Annotated in this window: 18 protein-coding genes; all 18 read left to right on the forward strand. The window is 39.1% G+C overall.

Annotated elements, in window-relative coordinates; all coding sequences use genetic code 11:
• Nucleotides 1–95 precede the first annotated feature (95 nt).
• The gene (locus tag R50345_RS03405) at nucleotides 96–1,115 is read left to right on the forward strand and encodes a glycoside hydrolase family 88/105 protein (protein WP_042124115.1); all 1,020 of its coding nucleotides are present in this window, start codon (nucleotides 96–98) and stop codon (nucleotides 1,113–1,115) included.
• Nucleotides 1,116–1,127: 12 nt separating this feature from the next.
• Nucleotides 1,128–3,290 carry a 1,3-beta-galactosyl-N-acetylhexosamine phosphorylase gene (gene gnpA / locus R50345_RS03410; RefSeq protein ID WP_042124117.1) on the forward strand — a complete coding sequence of 721 codons (2,163 nt, stop codon included), beginning with the start codon at nucleotides 1,128–1,130 and terminating at the stop codon, nucleotides 3,288–3,290.
• A 271-nt stretch (nucleotides 3,291–3,561) separates the two neighbouring features.
• The gene (locus R50345_RS03415; protein ID WP_042124119.1) at nucleotides 3,562–4,449 is read left to right on the forward strand and encodes a spermine/spermidine synthase domain-containing protein; all 888 of its coding nucleotides are present in this window, start codon (nucleotides 3,562–3,564) and stop codon (nucleotides 4,447–4,449) included.
• Between the two features lie 175 nt (nucleotides 4,450–4,624).
• Nucleotides 4,625–6,235 carry a Na/Pi cotransporter family protein gene (locus tag R50345_RS03420; RefSeq protein ID WP_042124121.1) on the forward strand — a complete coding sequence of 537 codons (1,611 nt, stop codon included), beginning with the start codon at nucleotides 4,625–4,627 and terminating at the stop codon, nucleotides 6,233–6,235.
• A 208-nt stretch (nucleotides 6,236–6,443) separates the two neighbouring features.
• Complete coding sequence (locus tag R50345_RS03425) at nucleotides 6,444–7,205, forward strand: hypothetical protein (RefSeq protein ID WP_052414450.1); 762 nt, start codon at nucleotides 6,444–6,446, stop codon at nucleotides 7,203–7,205.
• A 203-nt stretch (nucleotides 7,206–7,408) separates the two neighbouring features.
• Nucleotides 7,409–8,137, forward strand: coding sequence for a LytR/AlgR family response regulator transcription factor (locus R50345_RS03430; protein ID WP_042124123.1), 729 nt, complete (start codon nucleotides 7,409–7,411; stop codon nucleotides 8,135–8,137).
• Nucleotides 8,134–9,411 carry a GHKL domain-containing protein gene (locus R50345_RS03435; protein ID WP_042124126.1) on the forward strand — a complete coding sequence of 426 codons (1,278 nt, stop codon included), beginning with the start codon at nucleotides 8,134–8,136 and terminating at the stop codon, nucleotides 9,409–9,411. Before R50345_RS03430 ends, R50345_RS03435 begins: the two co-directional genes overlap by 4 nt.
• Before the next feature lie 195 nt (nucleotides 9,412–9,606).
• Nucleotides 9,607–10,992 (forward strand): radical SAM/SPASM domain-containing protein, encoded by a 1,386-nt coding sequence (locus tag R50345_RS03440; RefSeq protein WP_081953989.1) that lies wholly within the window; start codon nucleotides 9,607–9,609, stop codon nucleotides 10,990–10,992.
• A 5-nt stretch (nucleotides 10,993–10,997) separates the two neighbouring features.
• A complete protein-coding gene (locus R50345_RS03445) occupies nucleotides 10,998–12,242 on the forward strand; it encodes a zinc metalloprotease (RefSeq protein WP_042124130.1) in 1,245 nt (414 codons plus the stop codon).
• A complete protein-coding gene (locus R50345_RS03450; protein ID WP_042124132.1) occupies nucleotides 12,239–12,904 on the forward strand; it encodes an ABC transporter ATP-binding protein in 666 nt (221 codons plus the stop codon). Before R50345_RS03445 ends, R50345_RS03450 begins: the two co-directional genes overlap by 4 nt.
• Nucleotides 12,894–15,212, forward strand: a complete 2,319-nt coding sequence (locus tag R50345_RS03455; RefSeq protein ID WP_042124133.1) for an ABC transporter permease — start codon at nucleotides 12,894–12,896, stop codon at nucleotides 15,210–15,212. Before R50345_RS03450 ends, R50345_RS03455 begins: the two co-directional genes overlap by 11 nt.
• Before the next feature lie 453 nt (nucleotides 15,213–15,665).
• Complete coding sequence (locus R50345_RS03460) at nucleotides 15,666–15,959, forward strand: hypothetical protein (protein ID WP_042124136.1); 294 nt, start codon at nucleotides 15,666–15,668, stop codon at nucleotides 15,957–15,959.
• Nucleotides 15,960–16,103: 144 nt separating this feature from the next.
• Nucleotides 16,104–16,490 (forward strand): VOC family protein, encoded by a 387-nt coding sequence (locus R50345_RS03465; protein ID WP_042124138.1) that lies wholly within the window; start codon nucleotides 16,104–16,106, stop codon nucleotides 16,488–16,490.
• A gap of 35 nt (nucleotides 16,491–16,525) precedes the next feature.
• Entirely contained in the window at nucleotides 16,526–17,401 is an 876-nt protein-coding gene (locus R50345_RS03470) for an aminoglycoside phosphotransferase family protein (protein WP_156114715.1), read from the forward strand.
• A gap of 192 nt (nucleotides 17,402–17,593) precedes the next feature.
• Nucleotides 17,594–19,150, forward strand: a complete 1,557-nt coding sequence (locus R50345_RS03475) for a glycosyltransferase family 39 protein (RefSeq protein WP_042124140.1) — start codon at nucleotides 17,594–17,596, stop codon at nucleotides 19,148–19,150.
• Between the two features lie 31 nt (nucleotides 19,151–19,181).
• Nucleotides 19,182–19,430, forward strand: coding sequence for a hypothetical protein (locus R50345_RS03480; protein WP_042124141.1), 249 nt, complete (start codon nucleotides 19,182–19,184; stop codon nucleotides 19,428–19,430).
• Between the two features lie 102 nt (nucleotides 19,431–19,532).
• Nucleotides 19,533–20,294 (forward strand): peroxide stress protein YaaA, encoded by a 762-nt coding sequence (gene yaaA / locus R50345_RS03485; protein WP_042124143.1) that lies wholly within the window; start codon nucleotides 19,533–19,535, stop codon nucleotides 20,292–20,294.
• A gap of 165 nt (nucleotides 20,295–20,459) precedes the next feature.
• Nucleotides 20,460–23,828 carry a HEAT repeat domain-containing protein gene (locus R50345_RS03490; protein WP_042124144.1) on the forward strand — a complete coding sequence of 1,123 codons (3,369 nt, stop codon included), beginning with the start codon at nucleotides 20,460–20,462 and terminating at the stop codon, nucleotides 23,826–23,828.
• The last annotated feature ends 78 nt before the right edge of the window (nucleotides 23,829–23,906 follow it).

Consider the following 23,906-nt stretch of genomic DNA (forward strand, 5'->3'; position numbering starts at 1 on the left):
ATTTTACTCCTTACAATAGAGTTAGTAAAGCGTTTACATAGGACGGACAGCTCTCAGCGCCAATGGGGGCGTGTGCGAAAGAGAGGAGAATCAAGATGCTTCAATTAACTTATGACAGAGAAGAGATTCTAAGCGTCATCGACAAGGTCGTTAGAAAAACAATGACGATGGATTTAACATGGGACTGGCCATGTGGTGTGGCTTATTATGGGGTATCCAGAGCTTATGCAACTACAGGAAATAAAGAGTATTTGGATATGCTTGTCCAATGGGCAGATGAATATATCGAGCTGGGTCTGCCGAATTGGACGGTAAACACCTGTGCTATGGGCCATATGCTGATCACCTTATATGAAGAAACAGGCAACCAGAAATATTGGGATATTGTGATGAGCAAGGTGGATTATCTTCAGCATAATGCGCTCAGATTCGGAGATCATGTGTTACAGCATACCGTTTCTACTTCGAATGATTTTCCAGAACAAGCGTGGGCGGATACGTTGTTTATGGCGGCATTTTTTCTGCTCAGAGTAGGAAGTAAATTAAATGATCAGGAAATGATCCAGGATGCTCTGAATCAATATTACTGGCATATCAAATACCTGCAAGACCCTAGCAGTGGCCTTTGGTACCATGGCTACAATAATGTGAAACAGGATCACATGTCAGGACTATATTGGGGCAGAGCAAATGCTTGGGGCGCATATACCATGTCGCAGGTCAAAATGCTTTTGAAAGACTGGTATTTGTATCCGCAATGTATGGATGTGGAGTGTTCACTGCGCGATCAACTGGCGGCACTTAAGCTTGTGCAAACGGAGAACGGCCTGTGGCGGACAGTGCTTGATGACGAAGAATCTTATGAAGAAGTATCTGCCTCTTGCGGGATAGCGGCTGCAATGATCAATAATGGCAACCCACTGCATACCAAATATGTGCAAAAGGCTCTAAAGGGCGTCTTGAACAATATCAGCGAGGATGGACGAGTACTGGGAGTATCGGGTGGAACAGCGGTTATGAAGGATCGGGAAGGCTATCGCAATATTCCAAAAGACTGGATTCAAGGCTGGGGTCAAGGCTTAGCACTCTCTTTTCTGTCCGATATGCTTAAATAGGAGGGATCCAAGTTGTCCAAGCAAACAACCGGGGCCTTTACACTGCCGGGCGAATCCGGTTATGAGGCACTGACCTTAGAGTTAGCTGAACGTTGGGGTGCCGATGTCATCCGTGACAGTGACGGCACGCAGTTATCTGATGAGATTATAAACGCAGGATACGGCATTTATTCTACAATTTGTATCATCAGAGATCATAACGAATGGGCATCCCAGAACCCTGATAAGCTGCAGCAGAGCTTTTTAATTACCAATCCGAAGATAGCGGTCGAGGATTATTTATCCATCTATTTGATGGAGGACTTTTTCGCTGAGCAATTTCGAGTAAATGATTCCAAAGAGGCGTTTAAGTACTGGCAGGTTTATGACCGAACTACAGGTGAAGAGATTCCAAGAGATCAGTGGAATTATGAGCGGGAATCAGGAAATGTGGTCATTACTGGCATTGCGCCTTGGCATAAGTATACTGTCAGCTTCATGGTCTACCGGATTTGGGAAGAGATCTCCATGTACAATCACACCACGAATCATTGGGAAAAAGAGCATTTGATGCAGATTGATCCCATCTATGTTGAAACGCAAAAATATTTACTCCATTGGATAGAAGATTGGTGTCATAAGCATAAGGAAACAACAGTGGTTCGGTTTACCTCACTCTTTTATAATTTCGCCTGGATCTGGGGCAGCAATGAGCGCAATCGCCATTTGTTCTCGGACTGGGGTTCATACGATTTTACGGTAAGCTCAAGAGCGCTTGATCTGTTTGCTCGGAAATATGGGTATTCGCTCACGGCCGAGGATTTTGTGAATGGTGGAAAATATCGAGTCAGTCATATCCCGGCGCAGCAGCGCAAGCTGGACTGGACGGCATTTATCAATGATTTTGTCATCGGATTTAGTAAGCAGTTAATTGATATAGTGCATAAGCACGACAAGCTGGCGTATGTTTTCTATGATGATAGTTGGGTTGGTATGGAGCCTTACAATGATCGCTTTGAGGAGTTTGGCTTCGACGGAATGATTAAATGTGTGTTCTCAGGGTTCGAGGCAAGAATGTGTTCAGGTGTAAAAGTAGATACCCATGAGATTCGGCTGCATCCCTACTTATTTCCGGTTGGATTGGGAGGGCTTCCTACTTTTATGGAGGGAGGTAACCCTACACTAGACGCCAAAAAATATTGGATCAATATCCGGCGTGCTCTACTCAGAGAGCCTATAGATCGAATTGGATTGGGCGGTTACTTGCATCTTGTAGAGCCTTACCCGGATTTTTGTGATTACATCGAAAAGATTGCAGGTGAATTTAGAGAAATAAAAGAGCTGCATCATAAAGGCAAACCGTATCATATGAAGACTAAGGTAGCCATTCTGCACGCTTGGGGCAAATTGCGATCTTGGACCTTGTCCGGGCATTTCCATGAAACGTATATGCATGATCTGATTCATATCAATGAGGCTTTATCTGGATTGCCGATTGAAGTACAGTTTATTGATTTTGAGGATATCCGTCAGGGAATTTTAAAAGATTATGATGTAGTGATCAACGCCGGCTCTGCTGGTTCAGCATGGAGTGGTGGAGAACACTGGAGGGACAGCAAGTGCGTGGACTTACTGACAGAGTGGGTGTATGAAGGTGGTACTTTTATAGGCGTGAATCAGCCTTCGGCGCTTGAAGGGTATGACAGCTTTTTCAGAATGGCACATGTTCTCGGTGTGGATGAGGATACAGGCTCCAGAGTAGCGCATGGAAAATGGACATACGAAGTGAAGGATGAACTTGGTTTAGTTCCTGCTGGGACTACCATTAAGCCCAAAAACAACCCTAATCTTACCGATGGATCGGCAGCAGTTGTGAATGAAACGGATGGTCTAATAACACTGTCTACTCATGCTTTCGGTAAAGGAAAGGGGATCTATCTTCCTTCGTTCCAATTAAGCTTTGAGAATACAAGATTGCTGCTGAATTTGATTCGTTTTGCGGGTAATGAGTTCACAGAAGCAAAGTACATTACAGATAACTTATATACAGAGTGTGCTTATTATCCGGCAAGTAAAATCCTCGTGGTGATTAACAATAGCAGTGAACTTCAAAGCACTACGGTTCAAACGGAGTATGGGCAACAAACCATGACATTAGATCCGTACGACACGATGATAAGAACAATTGGCGACTAGTAAAAATCGATGTAGGAACGGAAAAGCGATCCACGAGTATAAGACTTAAAAGCTCAAGCCTGCGGCAGTCAGTCTGCGGATGCTTGGGCTTTTTTTTTGCAGCGATAGACCATTCGCTCTTACCTACTCTAAGAAAAATTGTAACCAACGAAAAAAAACTATGCTTCCCCTCATGATAAATTGAATAAAGACTGATAAAATGAGGAATGGTTGAAAAGAGATCGGGATAACAGTGCTTTACTATATAATTTTTAAATAGACAGGTGAGGAAATGGTAGGTAACAAAGGAATAACAGATCAAATAAAAGAAGATAACTACAAAGTATTCGCTTTGCTTAGCCAGTATTTAAATCATTCACCAGACTTTATTCACGAAGATGAAATTGGAGAGATCGTAAAGTGTGGCGTAACTTATGAATACGCTTTTGGTCTACTATTGGCTTCTGCTTTTGGGATGGACACGGTTGATAATGCTGAGGATAAGGAATTGTTCAACAAATATTTTAACAATATGTTTCATAAGCTTGATGCAAATGAATTTTATGACAATCCATATTATAAGAATATCAAGATACCAACTATAAAGATTGGTAACAGTGATTTGAAATATGAAACCTATAAACCTTTTGAAGGGTTTGTATGTAACGATATCGTGCAGACAGCAGAGGGAAGACAAATTCCTCAAATCGGCTTTTTTGAAACGGAATTTAGCTTTCCCGCAGTATTAGAAAACGATAGGATCTGGATGACGATTACGCCTAATGAAATAGAAACGATGAAAGAAGCAGTGGATCAAGCGTTTGGGAATGTCCTTACTTTTGGACTGGGGCTTGGCTACTATGCATATATGGTATCTGAAAGAGTTAATGTTGAAAGCATTACGGTTGTTGAAATGAATGAAGATGTCATCAAGTTGTTTAATAACTATGTATTGCCACAATTCAAAAATGCTCACAAGATTAAGATTATCAAAGCAGATGCCTTCGAATATGCTCAAAAATATATGTCTAAGGGAAACTATGATTTTGTATTTACCGATTTATGGCATGATGTTTCGGATGGAATAGACATGTATTTAAAAATGAAAAAATTCGAAAAAGAAAGCCCTGATACTGTATTTACGTATTGGATAGAACAATCTATTTTATGTTATTTATAAAAAGAAGCTCAAGCCTGCGGTTATCTGCGGATGCTTGAGCTTTTTTGCTGTGTTGCACCGATTGACCCTTGCTATATTTTGAAGTTTTGTACGGTAAACCGGGTTAGACGTCCCGAATTTAGATCATGCTATGTGTTGAATCTGTTTATTTTATACATGTGGAGGAGGCCTTCCCTTGGATTGGCAGGATTTAATATTTAAATTCGTTGGTGGACTTGGGATTTTTCTGTTTGGTATTAAATATATGTCGGACGGGCTTCAGAAATCCGCTGGGGATAAAATGCGAGGCCTGCTTGAGAAGTATACATCCAATCCGATTTTGGGTGTTCTTGTCGGTATTAGCGTAACCGTATTGATACAATCTTCTACGGGGACAACGGTTTTGGCGATCGGGCTTGTAAATGTGGGACTGATGACTTTGCGTCAAGCTATTGGTGTAGTCATGGGCGCCAATATCGGAACAACAATGACAGCGTTTATTGTAGGGATCAAGATTGAAGAGTATGCCCTTCCCATTATTGCAGTAGGTGCTTTCTTCTTGTTCTTCATTCACAAAAAGCGATACCAGTATATTGGACAGATTATCTTTGGCTTTGGTACCTTGTTCCTTGGCCTTGGTACGATGGGAGGGGGACTTAAACCACTTCGGGAATTGCCTGCATTTACAGATTTTATGATTGAGCTGTCTCACCAGCCCGTCTTAGGCTTGATTGTCGGAACGGTATTTACAATGATTGTTCAGAGTTCGAGTGCAACGATTGGTATTCTACAGACAATAGCTGACGAAGGCATGATTAGTTTGCGGGGAGCTTTACCGATCTTGTTCGGTGACAATATCGGAACAACAATAACGGCGGTGCTTGCATCGATCGGTGCGACGGTGGCTGCTAAACGTACGGCTCTCGTACACGTTATTTTTAATATTGTTGGGGCAATTCTCTTCACGATCCTGTTACCGGTCGTATATAACATTGTCCTGTGGCTTGGAGAAGGTGTGAATATCCGTATGCAGATTGCTTATGCTCATGGTTTATTCAACGTTACAAATGCATTGATCTTCCTGCCTCTTATTCCAGTGCTGGCTTGGATCGTAACAAAGGCTATTCCAGGACAAATGCAGGAGATTCAGTTCAAAGCGATTTATCTGGATGAACGTTTTCTTGCGACACCTGCTATGGCTCTTGGACAAGCTCAGCATGAGATTGTACGGATGGGACAATATGCATACGAATCCCTTCAGGATGCAACAGGGTTCTTTTTCAATAAGGATACTAAATCTGCAGAGTTGGCACTTCAGAAGGAAGAGCTAGTAAATGAGCTGAACCGTAAAATCACCGATTATATCGTGAAAATTCACCAAAAGGGTCTTTCTCCGGGAGAATCTGAGAAGGCAACAGGCTGGTTCCAAACCGTAAGTGATCTGGAACGAATCGGCGACCACGCTGAGAATATAGTTGAACTAGGCGAATTCAGAATGACGAACAAGCTGGAGCTATCAGCCGAAGCGGCCGCTGAGCTTAAGGAAATGATTGAGGTTGCGAATCAGGCTGTGAATAAAGCACTAGTTGCCCTTGAACATAATGACAAGGATATAGCTAAAGAGGTGCTTCAACTTGAATTAAAGCTGGATGATCTGGAAATAGAGTACCGTAAGAATCATATTCAGCGTTTGCATAAGGATTTGTGTTCTGTTGGAACGGGGTCCATTTATCTTGACCTGCTGACCAATCTGGAGCGAATTGGTGATCATAGTAAGAATATTGCACAGTTCGTTTTACACGAGTAATAAAATGCACCTCTAAGAATAGACATTGGATAACCTCTTCTGGGTTGTGCGATAAAATTCTGGGAGGTGTTTTTTTGTGGCGAGTAAGGGATAGAAGAAACTTGATCTTATATTGATAGATACTGAGTTTCCCTTTCATGACATACAATAACGATATTATGAAAATCGATTATTCGAAATAAGCAGATACGCAAAAGGAGGGACAATCATGCTCTCAAAGATGACCATTCTAAATGAGGTGGGTGTTCTCGTTAATACAATCGATCAATTGTATACATCCAGCATCATTAATCGCAGAGGTAAGACAGCAGATGGCGAATTCTCCACAGAAGTAATTGCTGAGGAATTACTGAGACTGGATATAAAAAATCGACTGAAGGAGATCAATGAAGTAGTAAGAGAGAAAGGGTATCGCGTGGCAACGCATAACGGGGTTGTTACTACCGGGCATAAGGAAGAGGACTCTAATCGAAAAGAAGAGCGAGTTGCCATCCAATTATTTAACTTGAGTCAAAGTGGTACAATATTCGATCATATTGGAAGGATTATCGACTACCAGGTCCCTTTAAAAAATAATAGGGCAGATAAAGGATTAGGCAAGATTGATTTAATTTCTTTGGTGGATGATTGTATTGTTCTGATCGAATTTAAAATTAAAGAAAATCGAGAAACCCTCTTAAGATGTGTTCTTGAAATCGCGACATATTATCAGGTGCTGTCAAAGCCCAAGTTGTTGGAGAGTTATTCAAATGATTTTGGATCACCTAAACGCATAAAGAAAGCGGTTTTGATCGTTTTAGATTCCTTACAATATAAGGAGATGTTAGAACTTCGTAATGGGGAAAGAAGGCACTTGGAAAAGCTTATGGATGCGCTGGAGGTCCAAGTGTTTTGTATGGATCCTGTAAGTTTCGAAGTGCAGACGGTGTTTATTCATGAGGGACTTTGTAATCCGAAATCCGAAGGATGAAGCTGTACGGCTTCAGATTTACCGTTGGTTATGAAATAGTTCAATTAGTATTTACTAGACGACTTTGGTCGTCTTTTTTATTTTGCAAGGACTTCAGACCTACTTTGTTGAATTAATACTAATAAGGTAATATTTACATAACTATAGGCATATATTGAAATTTCAATTTCTTTATTTTATTTCAACAGAGGGAGTTTAGGGGAATGATAAGAATTTGTATTTGTGATGACGAGCAATTACATAGCTCCAAATTAGAGAAGATCATTATGGATAGTCTGGTCTTGTATCAAAACATAGAGTTAGATATTGATATTTATGAATCCGGAAAATCATTATTGAAAGCCTTAAATGCTAGAAACGAAGAGTATCAAATATTATTCTTAGATATTGAAATGGGGATTCTAAATGGAATTGAGGTCGCTAGGGAAATTAGAAAAATAGACAAAAATATGATTATCATTTATGTTACGAGCTATGACAATTACACTATGGAAAGCTTTGAAGTTTCACCTTTTCGATACATACTAAAACCTATACAAGAAGAACAAATAAGTAAAGTATTACTTCACGCAATTGATGAGGTCAGAAGGAATAACCAGTACTTATTCTTCAAAACTCAAAATCTTAACTATCAAATTAAAAGCGAGACGATTCTATCCATTTCCTCTGAGAAAGGTAGGATTATACATGTTGTAACCGTTAATGACGAATTTTCATTCTATGGCACAATAAAAGAGATTGAAGAAATGCTTGATCCATTATCCTTTATAAAAGTAAATCAAGGCACCATTTTAAATTTAAATTACATACATATTGTTTCAGGGACTGATATTATTCTCACCAATAAGGAAAGTTTTGCAATTAGTAGAGGGCAGAGGAAAATAGTTAAAGATGCCTATAACCATTTCATAAAAAGGAGGATTGGCTTTTGAGACATATTGAGGTTATAAGTATTGCGGTTCTAGCTATTCTCTATACGCTTGTTCAGGTCACATCAATTTCTATTTATTTTAATGGATTTCTTAACCTCAGAATATCAAAGTATAAATTCTATTCTTTAACCTTTCTTTCTATGGGAATCATAAAATTATTGTCTAATGACACAAACGCTATGGTCAGGTTGCTTTTATTTGTTGTTCTTTTAAGTATCTGTATATTGTACTCATTCTACGGATCAATGGCTCGGAAGATTTACCACATTATCTTTTTTACACTGATAACTACGCTTGCAGATTTAGCTCTGTCTATCATTACATATAATTATGATCAGAAATTTGAAGGCCAGTTATTTATTATGCTTGTCGTATATTTTAGTGCAAACTTTTTATCATTGTTAATTGTAATGTTGTCAGCAAAGCTGCTGCTCTATTTTAGATCTGATAATGAGATCGGATTAAGTAATAAGGAATGTTTGTTATTAAGCATTGTTCCCTGTCTATCCTTATTGAGTATATATTGGATTTTCCAATATAAAGATATTAATCAATTCGTTCCTTGTATTTTCTTGTTAATTGTTAATGTATGCATCATGCTGATCTACAACAGTTTAGAAGGGAAAAATTTTCTTATACATAAGTACTCCATAATGGAGACACAAAATAAATATTACGAAGAGAGCTTAGAGAATCAAAGGGAAATGTCTAAGCTAAAACATGATCTGAAAAATATTTTATTAAATATAGCCTATGGATTGGAGAGAAAAAAAACAGACGAGGTAAAAGAGGAGCTACAGGAGTTATTAAAAACCAATGTATTCTCATATAGATTATTAACCGGATGTATACCCATCGATGCTATTCTTAATAGTAAGCTAGAACAAACCAAGAAATATAATATAGAATGCACTTTAGACCTCCAAGTTCCTCATGACTTATTTATAGAACATACCATTGATCTAGCGGCCATTTTAGGGAATCTTTTAGATAATGCTGTTGAAGCCGTACTTAGATTAACAGAAGAAATAAAAAAGGAAATTGAAATTAAAATAAAGTTTAGCGAAGGTAAATTATTCATAATCATTGTGAATTCGTCGAATCATGTGAATGTGGACTTCTCCTATGGCCGATTAATCTCTGAAAAAGGGAAAAATAGGTACGGCATTGGAATCAGCAGTATCAATGAACGAGTCAAAAAGTTAAAAGGATACTCAGACTTTTCATACGATGAGGGCTATTTTAATTCAATCGTAGTTTTACCAATTCCATAAGAACAAACGGTGGCGATTTCCCATTCATAATAATTGAATGGGAAATCGCCTTTTTGTTATGCAGATTACAACGAGTATTATGCCGATTACAACGAGCAACAAAAAAACAGAAAATATTGGTTTATGATTTCAGCATAAGGAATGAAATGTGACGAATAGTTCCCACTAATAAAAAATGAAAAGTGAAATAGGAGGATGGAAAAATTGTATTTCACGGATAGAGTAATGGATTTCCAGCTTGATGATGAGAGTATCTTATTAATAAATACAATCTCTAGTGCATTTGACATTATTGATTCAGATACTTATGAACGGATTGAGGAAATGAAGAAGGGATATTCCAATTTTGATGATAAAGATGAGCTGATGCAAACTTTAATTAAGAGGGGCTACGTGTTTGAACAAAAAGAGAAAGAGCAAGAGTTCATAAGAAAGTATGCTGAGATACACCAAAAGTATATTGAGAAAAATCTGGTTCGCAGCTTTACCATTTGTCCCACGATGGGTTGCAATTTAAGATGTACCTATTGCTTTGAGGGGGACGAGAATCTAAGTAATAAAAAAGTAATGACTGAAGAACAACTAACTATAATCCTTAATTATATTGATACTTGCATTACTGCACAAACAGAGATTGACACGCCAAAAACATCGATTTCCTTGTTTGGAGGAGAGCCCTTGTTACCTCAAAACATGCCAATTGTACAAAAGACACTTGATTTTGCAAAAGCAAGGGACATCGAAGTGAGAATTGTAACGAATGGAACAACAATAAAATACTACAGTAAGCTTTTGAAAATGTATGATAATGTCATCGTTCAGATCACCTTGGATGGTTCAAAGTCTATTCATGATGTCAGACGAATTGGAGTGAGTGGAAGAGGAACCTTTGATCTCATCGAATCAAGTATTGATTTACTGACTGAAATGAAAATAAAAACGCATTTGCGAACAAACATAAATCAAGATAATATCGATTCTTTAAGCGATTTGGTCCATTTTATCAAGGAAAAGAAATGGGTGGAATCAGGCTATGTATATCCTTATGTGGCACCAGTATTAGAATATTGTGACGGTTCGAACAACTCTATGAAAGAGAGTGAGTTATACTCCAGAGTTCTTGAAATCGAACCCACATTAGGATCTGAAGATTCGATAATTAAAATGGTTGTTTCTCCATGTGTGAATTACCTACAATCCTTCTTTGATTCAAATAATCAAATGAAACCTTGGAAGCTAAATTATTGTGAGGCTACTTCTGGTGGTAATTTAGTATTCTCTCCCGATGGAAATATTTCTACTTGCTTAATGCTAGCCGGTAAGGGGCATCATCAAATCGGATCCTATGACGGGGAAAGTGTAAAGCTTGATCCAAATCTTGAGGGAATGTGGAAAGATCGAACTATACTACGAATTCCACAATGCAAAGAATGCAAATACGGTTTGATTTGTGGTGGGGGTTGTCCTATAGCAGCCATAGACATAAACCAGGATATTGATTGTCCTGTATGCAGTGATATTGAAGATACAATGAAAGCTTTTGTGAATACAAGAAAGCGTCAAATTCTACAAAAGGTGTGATGAGCATGGAGGGGCTGCTACAAGTAAAGCAATATGAAACTAGACAAGAGCTTGATATAGACGGTAATAGCTTTTATATATTATCGTTTGATCAATCCAGCCATATCAAAGTATCACCTAGAGCAAAAGAAATCATTGATAAGTTAGATGGAACGAACAGTAATGAGGAGATTATTAATGATCTCAATGCAAAAGGTATTAGTATTACAGACAAGGAATTCGATTATTTTATTAAAAAATTTCTTGTTCCTAAAAATATGATGACAAATTCCTCTAACAAATCTGGTGAGAAAAAAAAAAGCTACCTTTGGTTACATCTTCCGATCATTGAGTCATCGAAGTTCCGTGGACTATATTCAATACTGAAATATCTACTCTATAGTCGATGGGTTGTAATCCCATTGCTGATCATTGTAAGTATTTGTGGAGTATTTTCGGTGATGCATCTTTCAAAATATCCAACGGATATTTTTAATAACCTGAACACTATTCTTGTTATTTTTTTAGTGTATCTCTCCATGTTTATTCATGAGCTGGGGCATGCAACAGCAGCTTATAAGTACGATGTTAACGTTGGGAAAATAGGTATCGGAATTTATTTAACCTATTTTGTGTTCTTTATTGATATGACAAATACCTGGCGTTTAGATAAAAACAAAAGAATTATCAATGATGTCAGTGGGATGTACTTTCAAGTGCTCACTACAATTCCAATATTTGTGTGTTATATGATATCACATAATATTTCTTTACTTATCGGCATTGTTCTTATTCTAATGACGTCGGCGATGAACCTTATACCATTCTTAAGAATGGATGGATACTGGCTGTTGTCGGATTATCTAAATGTTCAAAATATTCAGGTCAAAGCGTTTAAGTCAATCAAAGAGATGACTGTAGAATTAATAAATGCAAAGAGAGCAAGAAAAATGGATGAACACTATTCAATCAGTAAGTCTGTATATGTGTATGGTATTTACAGTAGTGTATATGTACTTACTACATGTTTGATTATTCTGTCACTTCTGTACTCTGTCATGGGCTTAATTCAAAATCATGATTTGTTAATCAACAAATTTATATCCTTACAGCAAAATATAATACATGGAAATATATCTAATGTTTTAGTTGATCTAAATAACCTATTTATTCTGTTTATACCGGTGATCTTTGTTGTTAGCCTGTTGGCATCCTTCTTAAAAAGACTTTACCTCACTTTGAAAATTAAAGGAGGCTTGAAGGCACAATGATTGAGTGTGTAAATGTTAAAAAAGATTTTAGCACTGATAAAAATGTGCAGCATGTTCTAAAGGGAATTGATTTAACCATTGAGCAAGGCGACTTCATCACCATAATGGGGAAATCGGGAAGTGGAAAAACGAGTTTTTTAAATTGTATTTCATTGTTAACAGATGTAACAGAGGGTCAGATCTTAGTGGATGGAAGATCCATTGATACCAAGAACAGAAAAGAGATCGAACAGATCAGGCAAGATTACATTGGACTTGTATTTCAAAACTCAAATCTAATCCCTTGTTTGTCACCCTTAGAAAATTTGATTATTGCTATTCATGAAAATTTATCGTATGCAAAGAAAAAGAGTCGTGCAATGGAAATGCTAGAAAGAGTGGGATTAACAAGCAAACATAATCATAAGACACCGACACTTTCTGGTGGGGAAATGCAAAGAGTCGCCATTGCGAGGGCCTTAATTAATAATCCCAAGATGATTCTATGTGATGAACCAACAGGAGCTTTAGACGCTGCCACCGGCAAGAGCATAATGGACTTCCTTCTAGAAGTAAGTGCTTCTTATAACAGCGCATTAGTGATAGTTACTCATGATCATTCCATTGGAAGTCTGGGTAAACGACAATATTTAATGAATGAGGGGTTGTTAAATGAAATATAGAGAATTATTTAAACTCTATAATCTTAAAAACCTAAACCAAAATAAATGGTCAATGTTTTTTATAGCCCTTTCAATTGTAATTACAATGACCGTTTCGCTTATTTTGCCTCAAATAAGAATGAGTAAGCAGGAATACATTAATCAGGCTATGCAAGAATCTAACCCTGCTGATCTTGTAGTCACACAATCTTTTCCTTCTAAGAGCTTTGATAAAGCTATAAGCGCATATGAGCAGGAAGGAATTCAAACCTCCTATGTTCATTCAGCCCCTGTCTATCTTAAAAATGAAAATAACCAAATGATGCTCTATCTTCTATCAGGTTACGAAAATTTATCCGAGGATGAGGTTGTAATCTCTGAAGGATTGGCGAACAAGCAGCATTTAAATGTAGGAGATACAATCCATCTAATAGGAATTAAGGAACAAGATAAAGCTTTAAAGATCACGAGAATAGAATATCTCCCTATTGATGTTGTGGATGATGCCCAGGTTTCTGGTTATATCAAGACTAAAAATTTAGAATCCTCCTATCATTCTGACGCTGGATTAGTATTTATTTCTGGTAAATCCGGAGAGTTATTGAAACAAGAACTGCAAACCCTGGAGTCTGGTTATAAATACAAAACAATTGAAGATAGAAGAAATGAATTATTCTCAGACTTAGATAAACAGATTATGGCTTTGAATTTGATTAGTACAGTAGGGTACTTATTAGCAATCGCCGTGTTGATTAGTGGAATTACGATGTTGATTGTGAGAAGCCAAAAAGATATTGCTGCGTTCATGCTAATTCCTATCAAGATGAAGGACATTATTAAGGCAATGAAATTAGAGATCAATATCTTGATCTTTACCCCATTAATCTTGTCCGTTATTTTCAGCATTCCACTCGCAAAAATGATTTTAGCTGCGGAAAATATTAGTGTTAATTACACAGCCGCTTATATGATAAATATTCTTAAATTTGTAGTCTTTAATATTTTGGTATTCCTTTTGTACAGAAATGTTGCTCTAAAGTATATGGTCAATCTAGATCCTGTTCTTATTGTCAAAGGAGATCATGGTCTCCCTAAAAGGAATAGGCTAAGAAATTTCGGGATTATTCTATCTCTCCCAGTTGTCTTTTCCGTATATGCAGTTTTATTGGGTAGTGGTACATCCATGGCGAGTAACTTTATTTTATTAATTACGTTATGCGCTATTTTTATAGGGATATTACTGCTCATTGAGCTGATTACAAGACTTCCAGTATGGAAATATCATCGTAGTACCTTATATACATTTAAAGAAATCAAAAAAAATAAGCTCGTTTTTGTAATAGGGATTTTAAATTTAACCATGATGCTTTGGTTTATTCTAATAGGCTTTGGGTTAGCAAATACCTTGAAGGAATCTGTTGATATGGGGTATCAACAATCCTTACCCTATAACTATTTAATGAAGACAAGTGATGAAGAGGCTCTAAATCAGTTGTTGGTTAACTCCGGTGATATAAAGACATTCACGATAATGCACTATATGGATGCAAAGATAGAAAATGATGAGGTCTCCAACAAACAAGTTCGTATCAATGAAATTGACCAAAAGAACTATACCTCAAAATTTAAAATTACCGAGGGGCAAGATGTCTTTGAAGGAAATCCAAGAGAAATACTCATCTCAAAAGCATATGCAGACGCCTATAAAATCAATATTGGAAATACCCTGGAAATTACGAACGAAGAGAAAACTTTGAATTATAGAGTAAAGGGAACCTACGATTCTGCTGGTATCAATAATAATTGGATGTTGAAAGCTTCCGAAAATCAATATAGCGATACAATTTATTTGGTAAGAGCAATAGATGATGGATTCCTTAATGAAGTGAAGGATAGCTATATTGCTAACATGAATGTAGTTGGAGATTACCTGTTATCTAAAATGGATTCATTTTTAACTAGTTTTAAATATATCTGTTTTCTTTTCATCGTGGCAGCAGTCATATTTAACGTTAATTTACTTAGCTTAATGAATGATCTCAATAGAAAAGAGTATGCAATCATCCGGTCTTTAGGCATTGGTAAGAAAATTCTTGTGAAGCAATATATGATCAAAGCCATAATTAGCATAATATGTTCGCTTACGATGTCATTGGTTCTATTTTCTGTAGTTATATCCGTTGCTATTTCAGCTATTTCTAAAGGAAATGCAATTATTGATGGAAGTATGTATGTATTTATCATTGTTATATCTGTTTTGTTTGTACTTGTAGGAAATATATCTCTTTTCAGTGGAAAATATAATGATTTAGAAGTGATTAGAGAATGAAACTAATTATTCATATGACAACTGCGACAACTATTGTTACTTTTCTACAGTAACTAAATAAATATGAATGTTATATGTGAATTCATTTATGCCATCAATTGTTTCCGCTAATTCAAAATGAAAGGAGTGGAAGGTAAATGCATTCTTTAAACGCCACAGAATCCCTTTGGACTGATGAATCCGTAGAAAATTTGGAAACGAGAGAAGAGTATGGTTGTTTCTGCTTCTCCATTTGTTTCTCACTATGCTTCTGTTTCTGTTTCTAATTTAAACTAAATATTTCTAACTGGTTAGGTTTTCTTGGTAACAATAGTTGTGATATTCGTTCAAAGTAGTTAACCAGTTAGAAATATGAAGAAAGCAGTATGTTAGTACTTTTAAGCAGGAGCAAGGGGAGTAAACTTGAACCTGCTTAATTATTTTTTGGGGTGAAAAGTAAGGAGGGAGAAAGTTATGATTCCATTAGTTGTATTAGTTGTTGTATTTGCTTTATTGACTATAACGCTATCATGTTTATGGCTCTACAACGATTGTTTGTATCGAGGGATAAATCCTTGGATTTGGGTATTATTAATGATTGCGACCACTCCCATATTGGGATTCATTTTATATTCGCTTATCGGAAAAAGAGGAATATCAATTACGGGTAAGTCTATAAAGAATAAGTATATAGGATCTGCGGTTTTTATTACCATACTGTTGCTAATCTTTTCAAGTATCGGATTGGCATTTTATTCAGTGACATAAGTAGTACAGTTAGATTTAGCTGAGAGTGCTCTGTAGAGTTTCTACAGAGCTTTTTATTATTGTATAGTTCATTTCATTATTTTACCGGCTATGTTACTATGTCTACGATCTAAAAGGAATAATTTTGAATCGTAGGAGGGTTTTATGGAAATCGGTGCGATCACTTTTATTGTAAAAGACATGGAAAAGATGGTTACATTCTATCGGGATGTCATGAACATGGCTTTGGAATGGGATGGCGGCGTATTTACCGGGGTCCAGCTTAAGAGTGGTGTGTTCTTTAATTTATGCCAGCGGGATGTGCTTAGTATCTCAGGGCTAGGTTATCCTAATGGGTTGAATGGGACAATGGAGGTCTCATTTGGCGTTCCCTCGCCTGAGGAGGTCGACAAGGAATTTGATCGTCTGGTGACTGCCGGTGCAACGCCTATAAAAGAACCTATTTCGCAGCCTTACGGGTTGCGTGAAGCTGTTGTGGCTGACCCAGAAGGCAATTTGCTTGAGATCGTAGCGGGCATTCCAGAAAATTAATATCTGCGAACAACCGAGCGAAAGGAGGGACACTTTTGAGAACCCCAATAACTAACGTAAACTGGTTAGAACACCAAGAAATCATCATGCACGACTTACTCATTCAAGAAGCCACTTTAACCACCTATCCGATGGATGATGGCTTTGAAGCTGAGGTTCTAAAGATCAGTTCAGGCCAGGAAAGCTTTGTTTTGAAAACATGGAGTAAGAGCTCCAAACCAGATGTTCAGTTTCAATATCGATTATTGGAGGTCCTGTCCGAACGAGGAGTAGCCGTCTCTAAGCCAGTGGGCTGGGGGATTAATCCGGATGGGGATAAGGTGTTGTTAACAAGCTTTGACGGAACGCCAATTCTTAAAGTGAATGATAAGACAATGAAGAAGCTCGCGAGCATTTTAGCCAGAATTCATCAAATAGATATTGCTGAGCTTGAACATATACAACTACCTAAGTACGACTTCGTCGATTACTTTTTTCCTGAAGTGAGCGAGCACGCAGATCTTAAACAAGCACTGATTTCTCTGGTAAAGAAAACGCCAATGAAACAGGACCATATCATTCATGGAGATTTTCACTTAGGAAATATAGTTGAGGAACAAGAGCGGTTTACCGTCATTGACTGGACGAACGGCCAGTTGGGAGACCCAAGATATGATTTTGCATGGTCATTTATTCTGCTGAAAATCCACCTATCTGAGCGTTATGCCCGTGTGTTTCGTTCTGCTTATCTATTGGAGAATGACATGGAGCAGGAAGAGCTTGAGGTCTTTGAAGCATGGGCTTGTCTTAGATGGATCTTGCTGAATAGACGAGGTAGTACACCTAAAGGACCTAATGTAACGAAGAGGGTAAAGAGTTTAATAGGAAGTAATCAATTCTTAAAGGATTTGGAATTCGTAGGGTTTAAATGATCTTTTCCGCAATGAATATTTAACAATACTGACCGCAATCCTTTGCATGGAGGGCGGTCTATTTGCGTTTGTTCACTGCGGGGTCCCGGCACACCCAATTTTCATTGAATATTCAGTTTGGGTATTTATAATGCTTTTATGAATCAGAGCATGTGCTTGTATAGGACTTCGACTGTGAAAAGGAGGGTTTCCATGGTAAGGGCAATTCAAAAAAAATTATATCTCATCTTTGCATTCTTCATTGGACTGTTTATCGCTTCCTCCTTTTTTATCCGAGCGAAATATAATTATTTCGTATATGGGGACACGCCAGTTTTGGAAAAGCAACAGCTGGGCCTTTTTATTCTAGGGATTGTGGTGGTGCTGGCGTTAAGCGTTATTTTGTATAAAATATGCCTGAAGCTTAATCCGTACAGTTGGAAAATCGTCATTCCAGCCACATTGCTGTGTTCTTTTGCCATTCAGATCGTGATCATTTTTCTGTTTCCTCGCTTGCCGACGGATGATTCGCAGACGGTGCTTTCACTGGCACTCGATATGCTGTACAGGAATGATTATTCATCTTTTGACACGACGGGTTACTTGCATATGTTCCCGTTTAATTTCTCGATTGTTGTGTATTTAAAAACGTTACTACAGTTATTTCCGGATAATTATTTGGTGATCAAAATATTCAATATTCTATTTACACTCTTAACCTCGTTAATGATTTACCTGCTGTATAAAGAGCTCAATGAGAAGTCAAAGGATCGTGACTATGGCATTCTCGTGTTTGCTGCAACCTATATTCCTTCTTTGTTTATGAGTAATTTAATCTATAACGATGTGATTGCTACAGCCTTTCTAACAAGTGCTTTATATTTCGCTGTGAGATTTATAAAAAGAAAGTCCATAAAGGATATCCTCTTCGCAGCCATCCTTCTGGCAGTCGGCAACTATTTCCGAAGTATCGGTGTTATTGTTCTGATTGCTGTGGTGGTCAGTCTTTTGTTCAACATGCGTGCGATCGGGGTGAAAAAAGCTCTAGGCGCTTTGTTTATCACGATTTTATTGTTCAATACTCCGAGCTGGACGCAAAATGCTGTGCTGCAGGCGACGAGTGTTGTAGATGAACCGATTACTACAAATTCCGCACCTATCTATATGTGGCTAAATATGGGGGTCAATCTGGAGACGTTTGGGTTCTGGGATAACTGGCAGAGCTATACGATCTATCAGCAGGAGGCAAATTATAATAAGGCAGAAAGTACGGAGCTATTTAAAGAGGAAATCAGTAATAAACTCTCCGAGGCGAGCCTAAGCGACTTAGTGAAAATGTATTATAAAAAGATCGTTTGGACCTGGACGGAAGGCACATACCAGATGGAACGATATGGGCTGGGAAATGACGGATCATCCAGTAACGGCGGAAGAATGGGCTCTATCATGGACCGTTATAGCTACACTAACGCTGCAACAGATTTGTTTAAGGCGGACTCAAGTTACAGAAGCGGGCTGCTGTGGTTACTGTATGTTCTAAATTTCCTGATGTATGTTTGTATACTCATTCGTTTAATCGGTGGAATAAGAGCGAAAAGATATGAGGAGTCCTCTTTGATTCTTGTGGTGCTAGGCTTTATCGGATTCTATCTACTATGGGAGATTAAGTCTCGGTATATCTACCCGGTGTATCCGCTGCTGATCGTGTTATCCTATATGGGCTTTAAAGATGTATATGATTATATGTTAAAAAGATATTTTTCACGTTGACCATTTTTGCTCGGAAAGAGGGGGTTCAAAGATGCGGATTAAGCGATATCTCGCTTTGCTCATAGCAGTGCTAAGTTGTTCCATGGTGCTCGTCTCTTGCGATGCCATCAGCGCGCAGAAGATATCAAGTACAGATTCTGGTTCGAGGGCGAACGGGGGACAGGGCTTTAACGGTGGTCGGGGTAAAGATGGAGGTGTCTCTCCCGGCATGAATGGCGGGACAAGAAGAAATGGCAGCCAGGGTACGGATGGTGGCAGCGGGCAAAGCGGGCGGCAGTGAAAAATTTCATGAACTTGCCCCAAGCCTACGAAGATTAAGTGTGATAGGATAAAGTTACGTATAAATTCCCCGCAGGGGTAAGAAAAGAGAAAAGGGAGCATCATGAGAATCATTATATCGCCTGCCAAGAAGATGAAGATGGATACGGATTTTATGGATTGCCGCCAGATGCCGCAATTCATAAGCGAGTCACAGACTCTTCTGGCCTTATTACAAAAGTTGAATTATGAAGAAGCCAAATCGCTATGGAAATGCAATGATGCCATCGCCACGTTAAATGTAGAGCGGATTCGGGAGATGGATGTAACACGGAATCTTACACCGGCTATCTTTTCTTATGAGGGTATCCAGTATCAGTACATGGCACCTGGGGTACTTCAAATGGAGGAGCTGGAATATCTTCAGCAGCATTTACGGATATTGTCCGGGTTCTATGGAATCGTCCGGCCGTTTGACGGCGTTGTTCCGTACAGGCTGGAGATGCAGGCTAAGCTTAGCGGACCAGGTTTCAAATCTATCTACGAGTTCTGGAACAGGAAGCTGGCAGATCAGCTATTTTCGGAAACTGACATCATTCTGAATCTGGCCTCCAAGGAATACAACAAGTGCATCTCCCCGTATGTTGGCGGAAACGTTCGAATGATTAGTTGTGTATTTGGGCAGGAAATCGGCGGTAAGATCGTTGAGAGAGCGACTCTAGTCAAGATGGCCAGAGGTGAGATGGTACGCTTCATGGCTGAGCGGCAAATCACCTGTGTGGAGGATATCAAAGGCTTCGACGGGTTTGATTTCAGCTATGCGGATGAGCTGTCGGATGAGACTACGTATGTGTTTATACAGAAAAAGAATGAAGAGAGTAAGTAGTATACGGTGGGTAATCTTGAAGACGGTTGAACGACCAGCTTCAGGGTTACCTTTATTTTTTGCTCACCAAACGAGTTGTTAAATTTTAGGATTGTTGAAGGGGAAAGATTGCGGTGTAGAGAATAATGTTCGGATGGAATAAGAACAGGTGAAAGAGGAGGGCTTATGATTTTTAAAAGAGATCCATTGGACAAACAGAGCTTACTTAAAGAATTGGATTCACTAGGCTATTCCGACAGAGTCAAAAAAGTAGCGATATTAGGCCGTGATCATCTTGGATCTGCACAATACTCCCAATTACTAGCCTCTTTACTGGAGGATGGCGTTTATGAAGCACGTCTTGCTTTAATCGGTGCGATTGCAACACATGATGCCCCTATTATTCTGTCAGCACTGCGGCATCCCATGGCAAGTATCAGAAATACGGCTGCGGGTCTTTTGGCAAAGGTGGCTTCAGATGCTGATATTGAACGTGAGCTCCCCCATTTATCCCATGATTGCCGCCGCAAGCTGCTGCACAGTATTTCACAGATTAACCGTCAGAAATTAGCGGAACGCTTATTACCTGTAGTGTATGCCCGGTGGGGAGCGGAGGAAGCCGCGATTATATTGCAGGCCTGTTATTCGGCAACGGTAAGTAAATGGCTTGCTGATATCGGATATGCCATAAAAGACTGGAAGAAATTATCCAGCCGGCATTTTGACGTAGTAGCGAAATACTTCGAAACAACGCTAGAAAGCACACCACCCAGGGAAAAGGGATATGTCTGGTGGAGGTTCTCATCAGCTATGGAGATCCTATGCAATCTGAAGGCGGATCTGGTACTTGCGTGTGCGATGAATCATGGACCCGAGGGTGTCATACATCCTGCGTTAAAGGAGCAACTTGGCACGCTTGTACGCCAAAATCCGAATAAGGTGTATCAGCTGCTGACACGAACGGAGTCGCGGAGCGATCTGATTTCTTATGGTGTGCCTGAAGGGGTACTAAAAAGAAAAAAATATTTATCCATGGATCAATGGATTGAGATAGCGAAATTACTCGCAGATCACCCGATGCATTTAGCGAAGTTGCTGCATAATATTGCACCTTCCAACCGTAAAGTGATTTTTGATGCCGTGTATGAAGAAGATAAGCGCCGTGAACGCGTTTTTCCAGAAAGATTATTATATGTATTACCACATGCCTTGCGTGACAAGGAAGCCACCCGGATGCTTGGCCTTCGTGAAATCAATGATGACCGGGAGAGAACAATCAGACTCACTGCTTGCCGTTCTATTCTTCATTCAAGAGCGGGGCTTGAACAAGCAACAAAGGTATCCAGTTCAGAAGAACGTTCCACGGCGCTTATGCAACTGATAAGAAGTACGGTTCTGTCGAGACAGGGTATGCATGAGACTTTGGTATTTTTGAGCCGGATTAGAAATGAGCAGGATCCTGTTCGAGGTTTTGTGTTTAAGGAGCTTTCTGAAAGTCCTGCGTCTGTGTTCACCGATGCCCATGTACAAGAACTTACTAGGCTTGTTGATAGTGTTATAGATGCCAGAGATACTTCATATGGTACGAAGTTTTCCGTTCAACAACTGGCATTTGTTATTCTCCGGCATAACGCATTAAATCCTCACAGTGAGTTGTTCAAGTTCTCTTTAAATACGATCCGGAAACTGGCCCAGCAGAACGGACAGCTTTCACTTCCATCATTGGAGAAGAATTTACCCCAAGGAGTGGAAGAGGTCATCTTTGATGAAATCTATACATTAGCTGTACAGGGCAACAAAAGAGAAGACTACAATCTAGTGCTTAGCCTGGCCAGCTCATTTGGTAAAAGAGGCTACGGTATTGTAAAACTTCAAAATTTGTTAAAGGAAGCAACGAGAGCAAAGGCAGATTCTACAGCTATACAAGCAGTCAGACATTGGCTTTCGCCTCATACAACCCGTGATGCCAGAGTTAAGGAACTATTAGCTTTGGATAAATCGTATATTACGATCCATGAAGTATTCCAGCATCTGCATCAAAAACGTCAAGAATGGCTCGATCCCTTTATTTCGGGGGCTGCCATCAAAGGTAAATTCTTATCAGGTAAAACGATCTATCTTGTGCCAGCTACGGACGGATTCAACAGGTGGCTGCCGCGCCAGCAGCAAGCATTAAGTTCCTTATTAGAAAAAATCGCATTCGTCGATGCTAAGCGTAACCATTGGGAGCGTTCGAGAGTTATTAAGATCATGGCAAGTATGCCTGATCTTGGTCCGGATAGATTACTTGAGCTTTTACAGGATAAGGAAGTAACTGTAGTAGAAGCTGCACTTCATGCCCTTTCACTTATGGAAGAACCGGAGAAGGCACTTTCCGTTCTGCTGGAGAATCTGGATGGGGACCGGGCCCGTGTAGCCATGTACTCGATACCCAGATGCATCCGTAGAGTGAATCCAGTGTTACTGGTATCCATGCTGAAAGAGCTGCTGAATCGGGATAAGCTGAAGATCACTATCAGAAAAGAGGCCATCCGCTTACTGGGTGCTTATAGAAGCGATGACAGCATTCCACTATTGATAAACGAGTTCGAGAAACCAAATGGACACAAGGATGTAATCATTGCCATAGGGCATGCTGCGAAACAGCTTTTAGATGATGAGCGCGCTTGGAAGATTTTAAGTGCAATGGCCGCTTCATCAGAAAGTGATATCGCAAGAAGCTTGTTATCCCAACAGCCTAATGATCTTCCGCTAGACTATAGACTTCGCTATTTAAAATTAATCATTGAAATCGGAAATCATCCGGATGGGTTTGTCGGCAAGTATGCTTTCAGTTCTATGATGTGGTGGACCAATGGAAATGAAGGCATTGTTGCAGCTGCCACTGCTCAGGCTATTACGGATTTGAAAGACAGCACTAGATGGGAATTTGCCATGAACACGCTAATGCAAACCTGCCGCGATGGTAAGATCAATGAGGTTGTAATCGGCGTTTGTCAGAAATTAGCTAGTGCGGCGATAAAGGATGAATGGAATGCAACTACCAGTAGAGATTTGCCTCATCGGCAACGTCTCCTGAAACTTATCAACCAGCTGAACGCTTTGCCAACAATCACCCGGGTACACCTTAAACCTTTGTATACGGGATTGATTGAGTGTCTAACATCGGAGGAGACTTTACAGCAAGTTGTGATGAAGCTTTATATAGCAGTAATAGACTGGAATAATGTGAAGGAATCCGCCACGTATCTGAATCAGATGGTTAACAGTATTTCATATCAACCGCAGCTGTTGAGTGATGCCTACAAGCAGGTTGCGTATAATTTAAAAGACAGCATAGGCTACTGGAGTCCAGAGACTTTATTGGAAATTGTAGATGTGCTAGGGTCTGAGGGTAGTTACGAATCTCAGTATATTGGACTTTCGTTGCTTGAGGTTGCCGGAAGTGCTCTACTCTGGAGTCCAGAGCCTGCAGAGCGTTTGCGGGTGTACAGAAATCACACGAATATTGCGGTTCGCTCACTTGCGCTAAATATTTGGACGGTAATAGATTAGTTTTCATATTTTTAAGAATATATAAACACCAAAAAAGCTTAGGGCGATTTACAGCCTGAGCTTTTTTTGGTGTTTATT

Origin of the sequence: Paenibacillus sp. FSL R5-0345 (genome assembly GCF_000758585.1) — a bacterium.
Lineage (GTDB): Bacteria > Bacillota > Bacilli > Paenibacillales > Paenibacillaceae > Paenibacillus_AQ.

Coding starts and splice junctions, on each gene's coding strand:
- R50345_RS03405 (WP_042124115.1), top strand. CDS start 96: ATGCTTCAATTAACTTATGACAGAGAAGAGATTCTAAGCGTCATCGAC.
- R50345_RS03415 (WP_042124119.1), top strand. CDS start 3,562: ATGGTAGGTAACAAAGGAATAACAGATCAAATAAAAGAAGATAACTAC.
- R50345_RS03425 (WP_052414450.1), top strand. CDS start 6,444: ATGCTCTCAAAGATGACCATTCTAAATGAGGTGGGTGTTCTCGTTAAT.
- R50345_RS03430 (WP_042124123.1), top strand. CDS start 7,409: ATGATAAGAATTTGTATTTGTGATGACGAGCAATTACATAGCTCCAAA.
- R50345_RS03440 (WP_081953989.1), top strand. CDS start 9,607: ATGGAAAAATTGTATTTCACGGATAGAGTAATGGATTTCCAGCTTGAT.
- R50345_RS03445 (WP_042124130.1), top strand. CDS start 10,998: ATGGAGGGGCTGCTACAAGTAAAGCAATATGAAACTAGACAAGAGCTT.
- R50345_RS03450 (WP_042124132.1), top strand. CDS start 12,239: ATGATTGAGTGTGTAAATGTTAAAAAAGATTTTAGCACTGATAAAAAT.
- R50345_RS03455 (WP_042124133.1), top strand. CDS start 12,894: ATGAAATATAGAGAATTATTTAAACTCTATAATCTTAAAAACCTAAAC.
- R50345_RS03460 (WP_042124136.1), top strand. CDS start 15,666: ATGATTCCATTAGTTGTATTAGTTGTTGTATTTGCTTTATTGACTATA.
- R50345_RS03465 (WP_042124138.1), top strand. CDS start 16,104: ATGGAAATCGGTGCGATCACTTTTATTGTAAAAGACATGGAAAAGATG.
- R50345_RS03475 (WP_042124140.1), top strand. CDS start 17,594: ATGGTAAGGGCAATTCAAAAAAAATTATATCTCATCTTTGCATTCTTC.
- R50345_RS03480 (WP_042124141.1), top strand. CDS start 19,182: ATGCGGATTAAGCGATATCTCGCTTTGCTCATAGCAGTGCTAAGTTGT.
- yaaA (WP_042124143.1), top strand. CDS start 19,533: ATGAGAATCATTATATCGCCTGCCAAGAAGATGAAGATGGATACGGAT.
- R50345_RS03490 (WP_042124144.1), top strand. CDS start 20,460: ATGATTTTTAAAAGAGATCCATTGGACAAACAGAGCTTACTTAAAGAA.